This is a genomic window from Klebsiella sp. YJ (genome assembly GCF_002108615.1).
Taxonomy (GTDB): domain Bacteria; phylum Pseudomonadota; class Gammaproteobacteria; order Enterobacterales; family Enterobacteriaceae; genus Klebsiella; species Klebsiella planticola.
The window spans coordinates 88,640-104,003 of the sequence record NZ_MTEG01000019.1; the positions used below are offsets into that span (position 1 = coordinate 88,640).

General features: G+C 55.2%; 11 protein-coding genes and 1 pseudogene. 5 read left to right on the plus strand and 7 right to left on the minus strand.

The window, feature by feature from the left end; genetic code table 11:
- Positions 1-60: 60 nt before the first annotated feature.
- Entirely contained in the window at positions 61-1,053 is a 993-nt protein-coding gene (locus BV390_RS19755) for a nitrilase family protein (RefSeq protein WP_032695546.1), read from the minus strand.
- 94 nt (positions 1,054-1,147) lie between these two features.
- Between BV390_RS19755 and BV390_RS19760 the strand changes: the two genes are divergently transcribed.
- Positions 1,148-2,032, plus strand: a complete 885-nt coding sequence (locus tag BV390_RS19760; protein WP_032686511.1) for a LysR family transcriptional regulator — start codon at positions 1,148-1,150, stop codon at positions 2,030-2,032.
- Between the two features lie 26 nt (positions 2,033-2,058).
- Here the strand turns inward: BV390_RS19760 and BV390_RS19765 are convergent, their stop codons facing one another.
- The gene (locus BV390_RS19765) at positions 2,059-3,261 is read right to left on the minus strand and encodes an MFS transporter (protein ID WP_049268411.1); all 1,203 of its coding nucleotides are present in this window, start codon (positions 3,259-3,261) and stop codon (positions 2,059-2,061) included.
- 73 nt (positions 3,262-3,334) lie between these two features.
- On the opposite strand from BV390_RS19765, the pseudogene BV390_RS19770 reads away from it, so the two are divergent.
- Positions 3,335-4,254 (plus strand): annotated as a pseudogene (locus BV390_RS19770) (LysR family transcriptional regulator).
- Positions 4,255-4,296: 42 nt separating this feature from the next.
- Here BV390_RS19770 and BV390_RS19775 read toward each other — a convergent pair.
- The gene (locus BV390_RS19775) at positions 4,297-4,470 is read right to left on the minus strand and encodes a YfgG family protein (RefSeq protein WP_032686514.1); all 174 of its coding nucleotides are present in this window, start codon (positions 4,468-4,470) and stop codon (positions 4,297-4,299) included.
- A gap of 370 nt (positions 4,471-4,840) precedes the next feature.
- On the opposite strand from BV390_RS19775, the gene BV390_RS19780 reads away from it, so the two are divergent.
- Positions 4,841-7,069, plus strand: coding sequence for a sensor domain-containing phosphodiesterase (locus BV390_RS19780; protein ID WP_046851972.1), 2,229 nt, complete (start codon positions 4,841-4,843; stop codon positions 7,067-7,069).
- 42 nt (positions 7,070-7,111) lie between these two features.
- Here the strand turns inward: BV390_RS19780 and ppx are convergent, their stop codons facing one another.
- From ppx to purM, 4 genes are all read right to left on the minus strand, one after another.
- Complete coding sequence (gene ppx, locus BV390_RS19785) at positions 7,112-8,650, minus strand: exopolyphosphatase (protein ID WP_032686517.1); 1,539 nt, start codon at positions 8,648-8,650, stop codon at positions 7,112-7,114.
- 3 nt (positions 8,651-8,653) lie between these two features.
- Positions 8,654-10,714 carry a polyphosphate kinase 1 gene (gene ppk1 / locus BV390_RS19790; protein ID WP_032686518.1) on the minus strand — a complete coding sequence of 687 codons (2,061 nt, stop codon included), beginning with the start codon at positions 10,712-10,714 and terminating at the stop codon, positions 8,654-8,656.
- A 273-nt stretch (positions 10,715-10,987) separates the two neighbouring features.
- Positions 10,988-11,629, minus strand: a complete 642-nt coding sequence (gene purN, locus BV390_RS19795; protein ID WP_004866205.1) for a phosphoribosylglycinamide formyltransferase — start codon at positions 11,627-11,629, stop codon at positions 10,988-10,990.
- Positions 11,626-12,663, minus strand: a complete 1,038-nt coding sequence (gene purM / locus BV390_RS19800; RefSeq protein ID WP_047663369.1) for a phosphoribosylformylglycinamidine cyclo-ligase — start codon at positions 12,661-12,663, stop codon at positions 11,626-11,628. The genes purN and purM overlap by 4 nt, the downstream gene beginning before the upstream one ends.
- A 265-nt stretch (positions 12,664-12,928) precedes the next feature.
- Between purM and bglK the strand changes: the two genes are divergently transcribed.
- Positions 12,929-13,822 carry a beta-glucoside kinase BglK gene (gene bglK / locus BV390_RS19810; protein ID WP_032686520.1) on the plus strand — a complete coding sequence of 298 codons (894 nt, stop codon included), beginning with the start codon at positions 12,929-12,931 and terminating at the stop codon, positions 13,820-13,822.
- A 10-nt stretch (positions 13,823-13,832) separates the two neighbouring features.
- A complete protein-coding gene (locus BV390_RS19815) occupies positions 13,833-15,263 on the plus strand; it encodes a 6-phospho-beta-glucosidase (RefSeq protein ID WP_046851974.1) in 1,431 nt (476 codons plus the stop codon).
- Positions 15,264-15,364 lie beyond the last annotated feature (101 nt).

The window sequence follows — 15,364 nt, forward strand, 5'->3', positions numbered from 1 at the left end:
CGGCGTTGTTAAACGAAGCCCTCTGTTTTTACAGGGGGCTTTTTCTTTTCTGCCGCCGGATTAATGCTGAGTTTTATCGCTGAACTGGGGCACTTCCGTTGAGAAACGCGCGCTGCGAGCATCGCGTTCATAACCCTGATTCTGGCTCAGAATCGCATAGAGCTCGGGGCGTCTGCCGTGAATCCAGCGTCGGCCCGTGGACATGGTCAGCAGGCTTAAATCCAGCGTGGCGCAGACCAGGGTGTCTTCAAACGCATCGGTTTCTGCAATAATACGGCCATAGGGATCGATAATCATCGCATTGCCGGTACGCACCTCCCCGTTGTCGAGCCCGACGCCATTGCTGAATAAGATAAACATCCCGTTATCGTGCGCTCTTGAGGGCAGCCAGCGGAGCAACCATTCCCGACCGTTACGGCCCTGGAACGCGGCTTTCAGCGCGTCAGGATCCTGATACCGGTTCTCCCAAAGGGCTACGGGTACGGGCTTCATCCCGAACGGGCTGCGGGAGTTCGTACCGCCGGTTTGATGAGGGGCCAGCAGGATATCCGCGCCCAGCAGCGCGGTAGCTCGTGCATTTTCCGTCAGATTATTGTCCCAGCAGATCAGAACGCCAACTTTCACTCCCCACGGCGTATCGAAGACGGTGAAGCTATCCCCCTGGTCTATCGCCGGATGTTCAAAGGCGTGCAGCTTGCGGTGGATATGTCTCTGGCCATCCGGCATACAAACGACGTAGGTGTTATACAGGCGATCGTCACTCGCTCTTTCAATCAGCCCCACGCCAATGGCCATCTGGTAACTTTGTGCCAGGCGGGCAATTCTCGCCAGGGAAGGACTGTCGTCAATGGGCTCGGCGAGCGACCCCACCTCTTCGGCGCTGAGATCGATAACGTGCCAGTAGCCGGTAATGCACATTTCGGGAAAGGCCAGAATGCGGGTACCTTCGCCGGCTGCCTGATGAATAAAGCGTTCCATAATGCCCAGGTTATAGGACTTATCATTAGCGCGGTGGCAGAACTGTACCGTAGCTACCTGAAGTTCGTTGTTCATAGGTCTCTTCTCGTTGCTAAAAACTGAGCGCATTACGCCAGCAGAGACACAGGATGTATAATCACGCTTTCTCCGCGTTTGATAAGGGACTGGAATGGACATCAGATTAATACGGGCGTTCGTCACCCTGGCCCAGCAGCGGCGCTACCATGCGGCGGCGGAGCGGCTTTGTTTGACCCAACCGGCGCTGACGAAACAAATCCAGACCCTGGAGCATCTGACGGGCATGACCCTTTTTCAGCGGGGTCGGCAGGGAGCACAGCTAACCGCGGCGGGGGAGGCTATCTATTCTCAGGCCTGCCATTTTGTGGCGCAGCATGACCAGTTTTGTGCCTGGACGGAGCAGGTCCGGCGCGGAAACGTCGGCACGCTGGCGCTGGGATTCGGCATCTCAACCTTCCAGTTGGCCCCGGCGCAAGTTAAAGCCTTTCGCCAGCAGTTTCCCGATATTGACGTCTCCCTCAACGATATCGCTTCCCACGAGCAGTATCGAATGCTGCTGGAGGGGCAGCTGCATGCCGGGTTCGTGCGGATGCCCGTTCCGGACGCGCTGGAGGCCCAGGCGCTGATGGAAGAGAGCCTGGTGCTTGCCGTGCCCGCTGGCGCAACGCAGGCGCTCCCGGATATCGCCTCGGTGCTCCGACAGTTCCCGCTGCTGCAAATTAACCCAAGGCGCGGCCGTGGGTTGGCACAGCAAACGGCGCATTTCCTGCAAATCAACCGCCTGACCGCTGACATTGTGGCGGATGCTGACGATATTCATACGCTGCTGGCGCTGGTTGCCGCCGGAAATGGTGTTGCGCTGCTTCCCGCCGGCGCATGTCATCTCCTGCCGGCGGGCATAACGCTCGTTACCGTGACGGGGGAGGGCGCGCAATGGCAGGTTGGCGTTGCCTGGAATCCACAGGTAGTGGACGCCGTCCGCGATCGTTTTATCGCGATGGTCTGTCGGAAGAACGGGGAGATACCTCCTCGCTAAGGCGCGTGCAGGTATCGCCACGAAGTTCAGGAATCAATGGCTGCCGGCATCGCCTCTGGAGGCTGGTCGGACTGGCTCCGGGCAATGGCCAGCGCCAGCCCGGCGACCACCAGCGTCAGCGCAGCGGAAACACCTAAGCTCCCCTGCACCCCGAACTGCTGATTTAACCAGGCGTAGACAAACGGCGAGGCGGCGGCCAGCAGCTGGGCGGGGATCAACAGGATACCGGTGCGGCTGGCGTAATCCTCGGCGGCAAAAAGCTGTAGCGGTAGCGTGGCCTTAAACACGGTCGTTAACCCATTGATGGCGCCATAGCCCAGCACAAATCCGCCGGCCGCCCAGATGAGATATGGCCCGCTCAGACCGAGGGCGAAACAGACCGGCATCAGCAACGTGGTCAGCAGCGTAAGTCGAAGCGGCGTGAGCACCGAACCCGAGGCGACCTCCAGAAAACGGGCGCCGGTCTGGCCAATGCCCCAGAGCATCCCCGCCGCCACTGGCAGACCGTAGTGGGCAATAAATTCCGGCAAATGGGTGGAGGTTCCGTTAGAAACAAACGTCACCAGCGCGATCAGCGCCGCATACAGCAGACCAACGCGTCTCTGCTGGTGAGAAGTGGGCCGATGCGCTTTCGGGGGTATCGCCGCCGGTCGCCTGGCATTCGGCATTCGCCAGAGCAACAGCGCGCTGAACAGGCCCAGCAGGCCATAAACCAGCAACGCCTCCCGCCAGCTCATCATCGTCAACAAAAATGCGCCCAGTGGCCAAAACAGAGCGGAAGCCAGGCCGCCAGCCAGCGTCACGCGGGAAAGGGTTCGTCTCGCCTGTTGTCCGTACAGATTCACCAGCGCGGCGAACAGCGCATCATACAGCGCCAGACGCATTCCGATACCGGTAAGTAGCCAGGCGCCCAGCCAACCGGATAGGGTAGGTACAGCGGCCATCATGAAACAGCCTGCGGCGATCGCCAGCGTGCCGCTGACCACAATTTGCTGGCCGCCAAAGCGGGCCAGCAGGCGGGCGACAAACGGGGAGATTAGCGCCATTATCAACATGGCGATCGTCAGGCCGAGGTAGATTTGTGTCTCTGGCCAGCCGGTGTCCTGCCCGATAGCCCGGGCAAAAGTGCCCGGCATATAAAATGAAATCCCCCAGTTAATCAGCTGATTGCATCCAGCGGCAAGCGTCAGCATGGCGGGCGCGGCGCGTCTGTTTTCCGTATTTTTCATTCGTATCTCAGTCTGTTATGCAGTTGTCGGCAGCATAACCTGCGCGCTATTGTGCAGGCAGACTCGTTCGTTTATGACCCTTATAAGAGAAACTTTGAGATGACGACGCTTAATCTGGGAAACCTGGCTACTTTTCGGCTGGTGGTACAGCGGGGGAGCTTCTCTGCTGCTGCGGATATCCTGGGTCTATCGCAGCCCGCGGTCAGCCTGCAGGTCCGTCAGCTGGAACAGTTTCTGCAGACCCGGTTGATTGAGCGGACCGGACGGGGGATTAAAGCGACGGCGGCCGGTATGGCTCTGCTGGCTCACGGTGACAATATTGAACGAGCGGTCAGCGCGGCGGTGCTGTCGGTCAGCGAGTTTAGTCGCGAAATCAGCGGCGCGATAACGCTCGGAACGGGGGCCACGGCCTGCATTCATCTGTTACCGCCTGTCTTACAGCAGTTGCGGCAGGCGCATCCGCTGCTGACGGTAGGCGTGACGACCGGCAATACGCTGGATATCGTGCGTGCCGTGGAGGAGAACCGACTCGATCTCGGACTGGTCACGCTTCCGGCGCACGGGCGCAACCTGGCAATAGCTCCGCTGGTGGAAGAGGAGTTTGTGTTTATTTTTGCCTGCGGACAGGATGCGCTGCCGCTGGAGCTGACGCCGGAGGTGCTGCAGGCGCTGCCGCTGATTGCCTTTGAGGCCGGGAGCGGAACCCGGGAGCTGATTGATGGCTGGTTTCGTGCTAGCGGGCGCGATATTTCGCCGGTGATGCAGCTGGGCAGCATTGAAGCCATCAAGCGAATGGTGCGTGCCGGACTGGGATACAGCATTGTTCCACGCATGGCGGTGGCGCATCATGACGATCGGCAGGGGTTACGCGTTCAATCGCTGACGCCAGTACTCCACCGTCAGTTGGGGGTCGTGATGCGTCAGGATAAAATTCTCAGCAAAGGGATCGGCGAAATGCTGCGCCTGCTGCGAGAGGTGCAGTTTACCGTTTAAAGCAATGTCATGCCGTACTGGCTGGCACCGTAATGTGCTGGCTTATTCCCGCGGCGTGGTATCAACCGGGAGCGTCGATTGCTGGGACTCGATCTTGTCCTGATGATGATACCAGGCGCCAATAGAAGAGTAGACAAAGCGTCCAAAGAAGAAGATAAAGCTGATAAGCAGTACGATACGGGTCATGCGACGGTTAAATCGATGTCGTTTACGCATACTGGGTGCCTGACTCACAAAAGGTTCCTTGAGGTATACCCACAACTGGGGCGATAAGGGTATTAAGGCACAGGAATGCAGCAGGGTCAATTGATGAGGATGTAAAAATCCGCCGCTCAAACATTACTTAATGTTATGTAAGATAATTATCACATTCACATCCTTTTTCTTTCATTCGAACAGACGCATAAAAATAAGCTTTATTAATCATAGCTAAAAGGTTTATTGATTTATATCAACAGTCCGCGTGTGCTGATAACTAAAATCTCTTGCCTGTTCCGCGTAGGTATTCCTTATGCGGCTAGGATGGTTAGGTTGGATGCCTGCCTGAATATACCCTGCGGGAATTTGGGTTATCTGTCGAGCATCAATGAAAATAATTAAACGATACAGACAATATCGGGATAAATGGTGGGCGCTGCCGCTGATTTTACCCCTGCTTTTACTGCCTCTGGCACGAGGGGCAAATACCTATGCTGAGCTGGGCGGTAGTGAAGTTTCGCTTTACTATTTGCCGTTGGCGCTGGTCCAGAGTCTTATGCTGTTTTTTGATGTGGCGGCGCTGCCCGGCATTATCATCGGCCTGCTGTGCACCGTGGCCCGGGGAATGAGTCCGTGGGAAGCCATTGTGGTCGTTTTTCATTTTCTTATCCCGGCGGTTCTGTGCTGGGGCGGCTATCGGATTTTTGTGCCGCGCCGGCAGCATATTTACCATGGTAACGTGAGCCTGATGCCGTATCGTCTGTTCTGGCAGATGCTGCTGCCTTCGTTCATTTTTCTCGTGCTTTCTCAGGTTGCCGAGTATCTTGGCATGCACCCGCGGATGACGGAACTGGCTGGGGTTGATCCGTTAAGTTTACGCTCGCTGATTACTTTTCAGGCCTTGATGGTGGGCGGTTTAACCGGTGTTCCGCTGTGCTATTTCTTGATTCGTATTCTTCGCAATCCTTTTTATCTGCGTAGTTTTATTTCACAAGCGAAGTTACAGGTTGATCCAAAAATAAAATGTGGTGAATTTGTTTTATGGTCGATAACATTGTTAATGTTATTGGGTTTGTTATTAATACCGCTGAATGGTCAGAGTACGATATTTAGCACAAACTATACATTGTCATTACTCATGCCGGTAATGTTGTGGGGAGCGATGCGCTTTGGCTATCGCTGTATCGCAATGATTTGGACGCCGGTTTTAATCATCATTATTCACTTTCATTATCGCTATTTGCCTTTTTCTCCGGGATATGACAATCAGCTGGCCATTACCTCTTCGAGCTATCTGGTGTTCTCATTTATTATTACTTATATGGCCATGCTGGCGACCCAGCAGCGTCTGATTCATGCCAGGGTACGGCGGATGGCGTTTCTCGATCCGGTTGTCCATATGCCCAATTTACGGGCGCTGAGTCGGTCGCTGGACAGTTCAATGTGGTCGGTGCTGTGCTTTTTACGCATTCCTGAGCTGGAGCTGCTGGGGCGCCATTATGGCGTTATGCTGCGCATTCAATATAAACAAAAACTGGCTGAACATCTGGGCGACTTACTCCAGCCGAACGAGGCCGTTCACCATCTGTCAGGACACGAGCTGGTACTCCGTCTGAACAGCGGCGATCATAAGGCGCGTATTGCCGCGCTGGATGAGCGTATACGACAGTTTCGCTTTATCTGGGATGGTATACCTCTGCAGCCTGCGGTAGGGATGAGTTACTGCAGCGTCCGCTCACCGGTGAAGCACCTCTATTTGCTTTTAGGCGAGCTGAATAATATTGCAGATCTGTCTCTGACCAGCGGCCAGCCAGAAAATATGCAGCGTCGCGGGGCGGTGCATATTCAGCATGGCTTACGGGATAAAGTGGCGATGATGAACCAGATCCAGCAGGCGCTGGAGCAGAATCGTTTTTGTCTGATGGCGCAGCCGATCGTCGGTATTCGCGGTGACAACTATTATGAAGTTCTGCTGCGCATGGCGGGAGATGACGGGAAGCTCATTTACCCGGATGATTTTCTCCCGGTGGCGCATGAGTTTGGCCTGTCATCCCGTATTGACCTGTGGGTGCTGGAGAATACGCTCGCCTTTATGAACCAGCACCGAAAAGTTTTACCCGGGCTGCGGCTGGCGGTGAATCTTTCGCCGGCCTCCGTCAGCAGGAGCCAGTTCCCTGGCGAGGTGGAACGACTGCTGGCGCAGTATCATGTTGAACCGTGGCAGTTACTATTTGAGTTAACGGAAAACCATTCGCTCAGCAACCCTGAGCAGGCACGGCAAACGCTGGCGCATTTGCAGGCGCTGGGGTGTCGGGTGGCAATCGATGACTTTGGTACCGGCTATGCCAGCTACGCGCGCCTGAAAACTCTGAACGTTGATCTGCTGAAGATTGACGGCAGCTTTATTCGTAATTTGCACTCCAGCAGTCTTGATTATCAGGTCGTGGCATCGATTTGCCATCTGGCGCGGATGAAGAATATGCAGGTGGTTGCGGAGTATGTGGAAACGCCGGAGATTCGACAGGCGGCGCTGTCATTGGGGATTGATTATCTGCAGGGGTATGAGATTGGCCAACCGGTTCCACTGGCGTCTCTGGTGACGGCTGAAGCGAGTTGACGGGGAAGAAACGGGCCGGGTGAGAGCAACCCGGCCTCGGGACTAGTTTTTGCTGTCCGGCTCTTCTTCGGCGATTTTCAATAGCCAGTCAGGAACGCCTTCCCAGTACTGCTGTTCTTTTTCCAGATCGAGCAGCACCAGCGCATTCTGGCTGAACCAGTCGTGCGGGAAGACCAGCGTCCAGTGATTGGCTTCGGTCTTCAGCCTGAGCGTGGGCGGTGTGGTGGTCGCCTGACGCTGGTTGTTCAGCAAAATACCAAGGCGTAAAAGCTGAATGAGCGGCAGGAACTGCTTTTTCTTAAACAGCGTAAAGCGGGGCAAATCATCCAGCTTGATCGCTTTACGGTGATAGCGAACCAGCGTCGCCATCAGCATTTGCTGCTCCTGATTGAAGCCCGGCAAATCGCTGTTTTGCAGAATATAAGCCGAGTGGCGGTGCATTCCGCTGTGGTTAATATTCAACCCCACTTCGTGCAGCATCACCGCCCATTTCAACAACGCCGACAGATTCGGGTTGTCCAGTTTGGGGTTCTGTTCCTGCCACTGCTCGAATATATGGGTGGTGGTTTCCAGTACCCGACGCGCCTGCTCGCGGTCAATGTTGTACTGGTTTGCCAGACTTTGCGCGGTGCGGCTGCGGATATCCTGATGGCGAAAACGTCCCTCCATCTCATACAGCACGCCTTCACGCAGCGCGCCATCAGACAAGCGCAGCTCTTTGATCGCCAGCGCATCGAAAACGCCGCAGAGGATAGCCAGCCCAGGAGCAAACACCGCTTTGCGTTCTTCCGACAGACCCGGCAGGCTGAGCGCGTCAAAGTTTTTATACTTCAACACTTCATCCACCAGCATTTCAAGGCGTTCCGGGGTGATAAAACCGTCTTTCTCACCCATCGCCACCAGCACTTCCTGCGCAGCTTTAATGGTGCCGGAGGCGCCCAGCGCCACATTCCAGCCCTGGATGCGGAACTGCCACGCCAGCGTTTCCAGCTTCTGCACGGCCGACAGACGCGCGCGCTGGAAATTCTCTTTGTTGATGGTGCCGCCGGGGAAATAGATCTGCGAGAAGCTGACGCAGCCCATACGACGGCTCTCAACCAGACGCGGTTCGAAATCCTCGCCAATCACCAGCTCTGTCGACCCACCGCCGATATCGATGACCAGCTTACGGCCCCGTTCCGGCTGCGTATGCTCGACGCCCATAAAAATCAGACGCGCCTCTTCGTTACCGGAGATTATCTCTATCGGATAGGGAATCACCTTTTCCGCGCGCTTGAGAAATTCCGCGGCGTTGGCGGCCTGGCGTAAGGTGTGTGTCCCGACGATGCAGACGCTGGAGGGAGAAAAACCCTGCAGGCGTTCGGCAAACAGCGACAGGCAATTAAGCCCGCGGGCGATCGCCTCTTCGCTGAGCACGGAATTTTCATCCAGTCCATCGGCCAGGTGAACCCGCTGTTTCAGGCGGCCGATGATCTGCATGGCTCCGTCGACGACGCGAGCGATCACCATATGAAAACTGTTTGAACCAAGGTCGACCGCAGCGAACTCCTGCGGACGAGGGGTTTTTTCGTTTATTGGCATAGGTTAGTCGGGTTGTTCGAGTGATTTGAGATAATCGTAAATCGCCAGCTGTGCGCGCACTTTACGGCGATTGCCGCGCGGCACATAGCGATTACTCAGTTCTTTATCAAGATAGCGTGCTTTGACCGTATCGTTGAATAAGAGATCAAAAATATCCAGTACGCGCTGCTTCAAACGCGGATCCAGCAGCGGCGCGGCGACCTCAATACGGTAGTCAATATTACGCGTCATCCAGTCAGCAGAGGAGAGCCAAACCTGTTTGTCGCCGCCATTTTCGAAAACATAGACGCGGTCGTGCTCAAGGAAGCGGTCGACGATACTGGTGACGCGAATATTTTCGCTGATCCCTTCCAGCCCAGGAATCAAAGAGCACATGCCACGAATCAACAGGTTAACGGGAACCCCGGAGCTTGACGCGGCATAAAGTCGATCCACCAGTCCTTTATCGACCAGGTTGTTCAGCTTCAGCGTGATGCCAGAAGGCTGACCGTTCTGGGCGTTGGCGATTTCTCTGTCGATCATTTCATACAGCAGGCGACGCGAGTTCTGCGGTGAAACCAGCAGGTAATCGAAGCTCACCGGGCGATATGGGTTTTCGATAAAGTTAAAGACGCGGCGCACTTCATTGGTGATACGTGCATCTGCCGTCAGCAGCGAATAGTCGGTGTACAGACGGGCGGTTTTTTCGTTGAAGTTACCGGTCCCGATATGCGCGTAGCGGACGACTTCGTCTCCCTCTTTGCGCGAGATCAGGAACAGCTTGGCGTGAATTTTCAGCCCCGGCGCGGAGAAGATAACGTGTACCCCCGCTTCGGTCAGACGTTTCGCCCAATGAATGTTGGCTTCTTCGTCGAAACGCGCCTGCAGCTCCACCACCACGGTGACTTTTTTCCCGTTATGGGCTGCGTGGATCATCGAGTCGATGATGCGTGAATCTTTGGCAACGCGATAAATATTGATTTTGATTGCCAGCACGCTCGGATCGAATGAGGCCTGGCGCAGCAGTTCCAGCACGTGCTCAAAGGTATGATACGGGTAGTACAGCAGCACGTCGCGTTCGCGAATGGCATCAAACCCGTTGCGGAACTTATCGAACCAGGTGTGGCGCAGGCGCGGCAGCGGCTTGTTGACCAGATTAGCCTTACCGACGTTCGGGAAGCCGATAAAGTCTTTAAAATTATGATAGCGCCCGCCGGGCAGCATTGAGTCGTAGCGTGAAATGGAGAACATCTCACGCAGCATTTCAACCATGGTGTCCGGCATATCGCGCTGATAAACAAAACGCACCGGTTCCGCCGTCAGACGCTGTTTCAGACTTGAAGACATCAGCTCCATCAGGCTCGACTCCATCTCGTGCACCAGATCGTACTCGGCGTCACGGGTCATTTTCATCGAGTAGGCGTTCAGCGCATCGTAGTCAAAGAAGCCTTTAAAGATATCATCGAGGCAGTAACGCAGGATGTTATCAAGCAAGATCATTGGCTTGCGGCGACGCGGTGCTTCCGGCGGCAGATTGACGAACCGCGGGACTTTATCTGACGGAATCTCCAGCAGGGCGTAGTTGATGGTCTCCCCGCGGATGATTTCGACCGCCAGATAGGTGTAATCATCTTTCAGGAACTGGATCAGGTCCGTTTCAGGGTTAATCAGGATCGGGGTGATGTGCTGACGCAGGTACTGTTTAAAATAGTTGCGTAGCCAGGACTGCTGATTCACCGAGAGCTGGCGTTCATTGATCAAAAAGATCTGGTTACGCGCCATTTCCAGCAGCAGCTCATTATACAGGCTGTCAAATTCCTGATCGGCCTTCAGAACGCGGGCCTGAATTTTGCCTAACAAATGGCGAGAATGGGCGGTACTCCCTTGTTCTTCGCTAATTATGATGCGGCGCTTAAGTTCAGCGAAGCGCACTTTATAAAATTCATCGAGGTTGTTGGAGTAGATGCCCAAAAAGCGCATGCGCTCAATCAGTGGATTGCTTTTATCCGCCGCTTCCTGAAGTACGCGTTCGTTAAAGGACAACCAGCTGAGTTCTTTCTCGATATATAGCTTTTCCTGGCCCATTACAACTCACACTCCGGTTGATTGATGTTGCTTTTTCATTATGGCGAGCTTTGCCATTGAATGTCCAACTATGTCAAAGAAGTATGACAGTTTTCTTTCAATGTGCTGTGAACAAAAACGATGGCGAGCGAGTGCCCATATTGTGTGCAAAGCGAGGCCGTGCCTGGAGATATACAGGGCAAAAATCATCGCTGATTTGAACAAAACCGAGGGAAAGCGGCTGGCGCTGAACCAATAAAAGGCGCCTCTGGCGAGTGCCGGAGACGCTGATGATTATTCTTCGGCCGCATGGCCCTGCGGCGGCAGAGGGGCGTTATCAAGCCAGGCCTGATTCCCCTCCATGCGCAGACGACCGTCCATAAACCAGCTCACCACCAGCGGATAGATGGCATGTTCCTGAGTCTGCACGCGGGCGGTAATCTCGTCTTCGCTATCCCCGGCAAAAACCGGCACTTTGGCCTGCAGAATGACCGGACCACCGTCGAGCTCATCGGTGACGAAATGCACCGAGGTACCGTGCTCCTCATCACCGTTTTCCAGTACCTGGCGATGCGTATGCAGCCCCGGGTATTTTGGCAACAACGACGGGTGGATATTCAGCAGGCGCCCCTGATAATGGGCGACAAACGCCGGACTAAGGATCCGCATGTAGCCTGCCAGCACCACCAGATCCGGCGCATAAGCATCGATCTCATGCATCAGCTCGCGATCGAAGGCTTCGCGATTGGCAAACTGGCTGGCCGACAACGCATGGGCCGGGATACCGGCCTCACGCGCGCGTTCAAGGCCGAACGCGTCGGCCTTATTGCTGAATACCGCTCTCAGGGTGCCGTTAATCTGCTTTCGGGCGCAGGCATCAATTATCGCCTGCAAATTGCTTCCGTTACCGGAAATCAGCACCACAATGTTTTTCATTCAATGACCACACGCTGTTCGGAATCAGAAGCTTTGATATAGCCGATTTTCCACGCGTTTTCACCTTTCTCGCTCAGCAGCGCGATGGCGCTGTCGGCGACGTCTGCCGGCAGGGCGATAACCATGCCGACGCCGCAGTTAAAGGTACGGTACATTTCATGGCTGCTGACGTTACCGGCCTGCTGCAACCAGTTGAAGACTTCTGGCCATTGCCAGGAGGACTCGTCGATGACCGCCTGGGTGTTATCCGGCAGAACGCGCGGAATGTTTTCCCAGAAGCCGCCGCCGGTCAGGTGGGCAATCGCGTGGACTTCAACGTTAGCAATCAGGTCCAGCACCGACTTAACGTAGATGCGGGTCGGCGCCAGCAGATGGTCAGCCAGCGGCGAACCATTCAGATCGGTAGTCTGCGGATCGACGCCGCTGACTTCGATAATTTTGCGCACCAGCGAGTAGCCGTTGGAATGTGGACCGCTGGAGGCCAGCGCGACCAGCACGTCGCCATCGGCAACTTTGCTACCATCGATAATTTCTGATTTTTCTACTACGCCGACGCAAAAGCCCGCGACGTCATAGTCATCGCCGTGGTACATGCCCGGCATTTCCGCCGTTTCGCCGCCAACCAGCGCACAGCCTGACTGCAGGCAGCCTTCTGCGATGCCGCTGATGACGCTGGCTGCCGTATCGACATCCAGTTTACCGGTTGCATAGTAGTCGAGGAAAAACAGGGGTTCTGCCCCCTGGACCACCAGGTCATTGACGCACATCGCCACCAGGTCAATACCGATAGTATCGTGGCGCTTCAGGTCCATCGCCAGCCGCAGCTTGGTGCCGACGCCGTCAGTGCCGGAAACCAGAACCGGCTCGCGGTATTTTTGCGGCAATGCGCACAGTGCGCCGAATCCGCCCAGTCCACCCATCACTTCCGGGCGTCGGGTTTTCTTCACCACACCCTTGATACGGTCGACGAGCGCGTTGCCTGCATCAATATCTACGCCGGCATCTTTATAGCTGAGAGAGGTTTTATCGGTCACTGCGAAATCTCCACACATTTGCGGTAGCAAGAAAAATCGGCGCAATTCTAACAGGGAAAGCAAACGTTTGCGAGCCTGCTTTGCAGTCGGCGTTAATCGGCTGTGATATGAACAAATTTGAAGCGGTTCACGAAAATGAAACCGGGTACATTCTTGTACTTGCCTCTGACATCGGGAATAGCCATCATGCCACTGAAACCGGTTTCTTTTTTTGTTCAGGAGAGCCGAAGGTTGATTCTGCGGGGATTCAGGAGGAAGAGACGGGATGAACATTGCCGCATTTGATATCGGTGGAACGGCGTTAAAAATGGGCGTCAGCACCGCTGCGGGCGAACTGCTTGAAAAAGGTAAGCAGTCGATTATTGACAGCGACGGCGACCAGATACTGCAAGCGATGCTGGCGTGGATTGCCGCTCACCCGACGTGTGAAGGCGTGGCGATCGGCGCGCCTGGCTATGTCAACCCGCACACCGGCTTTATCGAAATGGGCGGCGCAATCCGTCAGTTCGATAATTTTGCGATTAAGCGCTGGCTGGAACAACAGACCGGGCTTCCGGTCGCCATCGAAAACGATGCTAACTGCGTCCTGCTTGCCGAGCGCTGGCAGGGTAAGGCGGTCGACATGAGTGACTTTCTGGTCCTGACAATCGGCACCGGCGTCGGCGGCGCGATTTTTTGTCACAACCAACTGGTGCATGGCGCGCGTTTTCGCGCGGGCGAATTCGGCTATATGCAGACCGAACGCCCCGGCGCCCGCGATGTGCGCCGCTCTTCAATGAATGAAAACTGCACGATGCGCGTATTGCGCGACCGCTATGCCGGGCATGTCGGTAAATCGCTGGAAGCGGTAACCGGTGAAGAGATCTTCGATCGCTACGAGGCGGGCGATGCGGTTTGCCAGCGGCTGGTGGCTGACTTTTTCAACGGTCTCGGTACCGGTCTGTATAACCTGGTGAACATTTTTGATCCGCAGGCCATTTTCATCGGCGGCGGCATTGTGGAACGGCCGGGCTTTTTGGCGCTGCTGCGCGAACATCTGGCCTGGTTCGGTATCGCGGACTATCTCGACACCGTCAGCCACGGCAACGATGCCGGTTTGATGGGGGCGGTTTACCATTTTAATCAGCAAAACCGATCGCTTAACGGCGATCGCTCATAAGGAAGAGAACATGTCTGGATTTAAAGAAGGTTTTCTGTGGGGCGGCGCGGTGGCGGCGCATCAGCTGGAAGGCGGCTGGCAGGAAGGGGGGAAAGGCGTCAGCGTGGCCGACGTGATGACCGCCGGCGCACACGGCGTGCCGCGTGAAATCACCGATGGCGTACTGCCGGGGAAAAATTACCCCAATCATGAGGCGATTGATTTTTACCATCGTTATAAAGAAGACATTCAGCTGTTTGCTGAAATGGGGTTCAAATGCTTCCGCACTTCGATTGCCTGGACACGTATCTTCCCGCTGGGTGATGAGCTGGAGCCTAACGAAGCAGGGCTCCAGTTCTATGACGACCTGTTTGATGAATGTCTGAAGTACGGCATTGAACCGGTGATTACGCTCTCTCACTTCGAGATGCCTTACCATCTGGTGACCGAGTATGGCGGCTGGCGTAACCGTAAGCTGATCGATTTCTTCGTCCGCTTTGCGAAAGTGGTGTTCGATCGCTATCAGCACAAAGTGAAGTACTGGATGACCTTTAATGAGATCAATAACCAGGCTAACTTCCATGAAGATTTTGCCCCGTTTACCAACTCAGGTCTGAAGTATCTGCCGGATGAAGATCGCGAGCCAGTGATGTATCAGGCGGCGCACTATGAACTGGTTGCCAGCGCACTGGCGGTAAAAGCCGCTCGCCAGATAAATCCATCGCTGCAGGTGGGTTGCATGATTGCCATGTGCCCGATTTATCCGTTCTCCTGCGACCCGAACGATATGATGATGGCAATGAACGCCATGCATCGCCGTTACTGGTTTACCGACGTTCACGTCCGCGGTAAGTACCCGCAGCATCTGCTGAACTACTTCGCGCGCCGCGGTTTTGCGCTGGATATCACCGCAGAAGATCGTCAGGCGCTGGCCGAGGGCTGCGTCGACTATATTGGCTTTAGCTACTATATGTCGTTTGCCACTAAAGCGACCGATGATAATCCGCTGCTGGATTATGACGAGACCCAAAGCCTGGTCTCTAACCCGTACGTGCAGAAGTCAGACTGGGGCTGGCAGATTGACCCGGTGGGTCTGCGCTACTCCCTGAACTGGTTCTGGGATCACTACCAGCTGCCGCTGTTTATTGTTGAGAACGGCTTTGGGGCCATCGACGTGCGCGAAGCTGACGGCACGGTGAACGATCGCTACCGTATCGATTATCTCTCCGCGCATATTGCCGAGATGAAAAAAGCGGTGGTTGAGGACGGCGTTGACCTGATGGGCTATACCCCATGGGGATGTATCGACCTCGTTTCCGCCGGTACCGGTGAAATGAAGAAACGCTACGGATTTATCTACGTCGATAAAGATAACGAAGGCAACGGAACGCTGGACCGTAGCCGGAAGCAATCTTTCTCCTGGTATCAACAGGTTATCAGCAGCAACGGCGAAACGCTGTAAAACTCCCCTCAAGCCTTGTGCGACCCCGCCTGCGCGGGGTTTTTTTATTTTGTTTTATACTGGCTCAGGCAGCGCAAAGCATTTTGGTTGATCCCGGTCAA

Bases quoted from the DNA above. Each gene is read 5' to 3' on its own strand.
- BV390_RS19755 (WP_032695546.1), bottom strand. From the start codon at position 1,053: ATGAACAACGAACTTCAGGTAGCTACGGTACAGTTCTGCCACCGCGCT.
- BV390_RS19760 (WP_032686511.1), top strand. From the start codon at position 1,148: ATGGACATCAGATTAATACGGGCGTTCGTCACCCTGGCCCAGCAGCGG.
- BV390_RS19765 (WP_049268411.1), bottom strand. From the start codon at position 3,261: ATGAAAAATACGGAAAACAGACGCGCCGCGCCCGCCATGCTGACGCTT.
- BV390_RS19775 (WP_032686514.1), bottom strand. From the start codon at position 4,470: ATGCGTAAACGACATCGATTTAACCGTCGCATGACCCGTATCGTACTG.
- BV390_RS19780 (WP_046851972.1), top strand. From the start codon at position 4,841: ATGAAAATAATTAAACGATACAGACAATATCGGGATAAATGGTGGGCG.
- ppx (WP_032686517.1), bottom strand. From the start codon at position 8,650: ATGCCAATAAACGAAAAAACCCCTCGTCCGCAGGAGTTCGCTGCGGTC.
- ppk1 (WP_032686518.1), bottom strand. From the start codon at position 10,714: ATGGGCCAGGAAAAGCTATATATCGAGAAAGAACTCAGCTGGTTGTCC.
- purN (WP_004866205.1), bottom strand. From the start codon at position 11,629: ATGAAAAACATTGTGGTGCTGATTTCCGGTAACGGAAGCAATTTGCAG.
- bglK (WP_032686520.1), top strand. From the start codon at position 12,929: ATGAACATTGCCGCATTTGATATCGGTGGAACGGCGTTAAAAATGGGC.
- BV390_RS19815 (WP_046851974.1), top strand. From the start codon at position 13,833: ATGTCTGGATTTAAAGAAGGTTTTCTGTGGGGCGGCGCGGTGGCGGCG.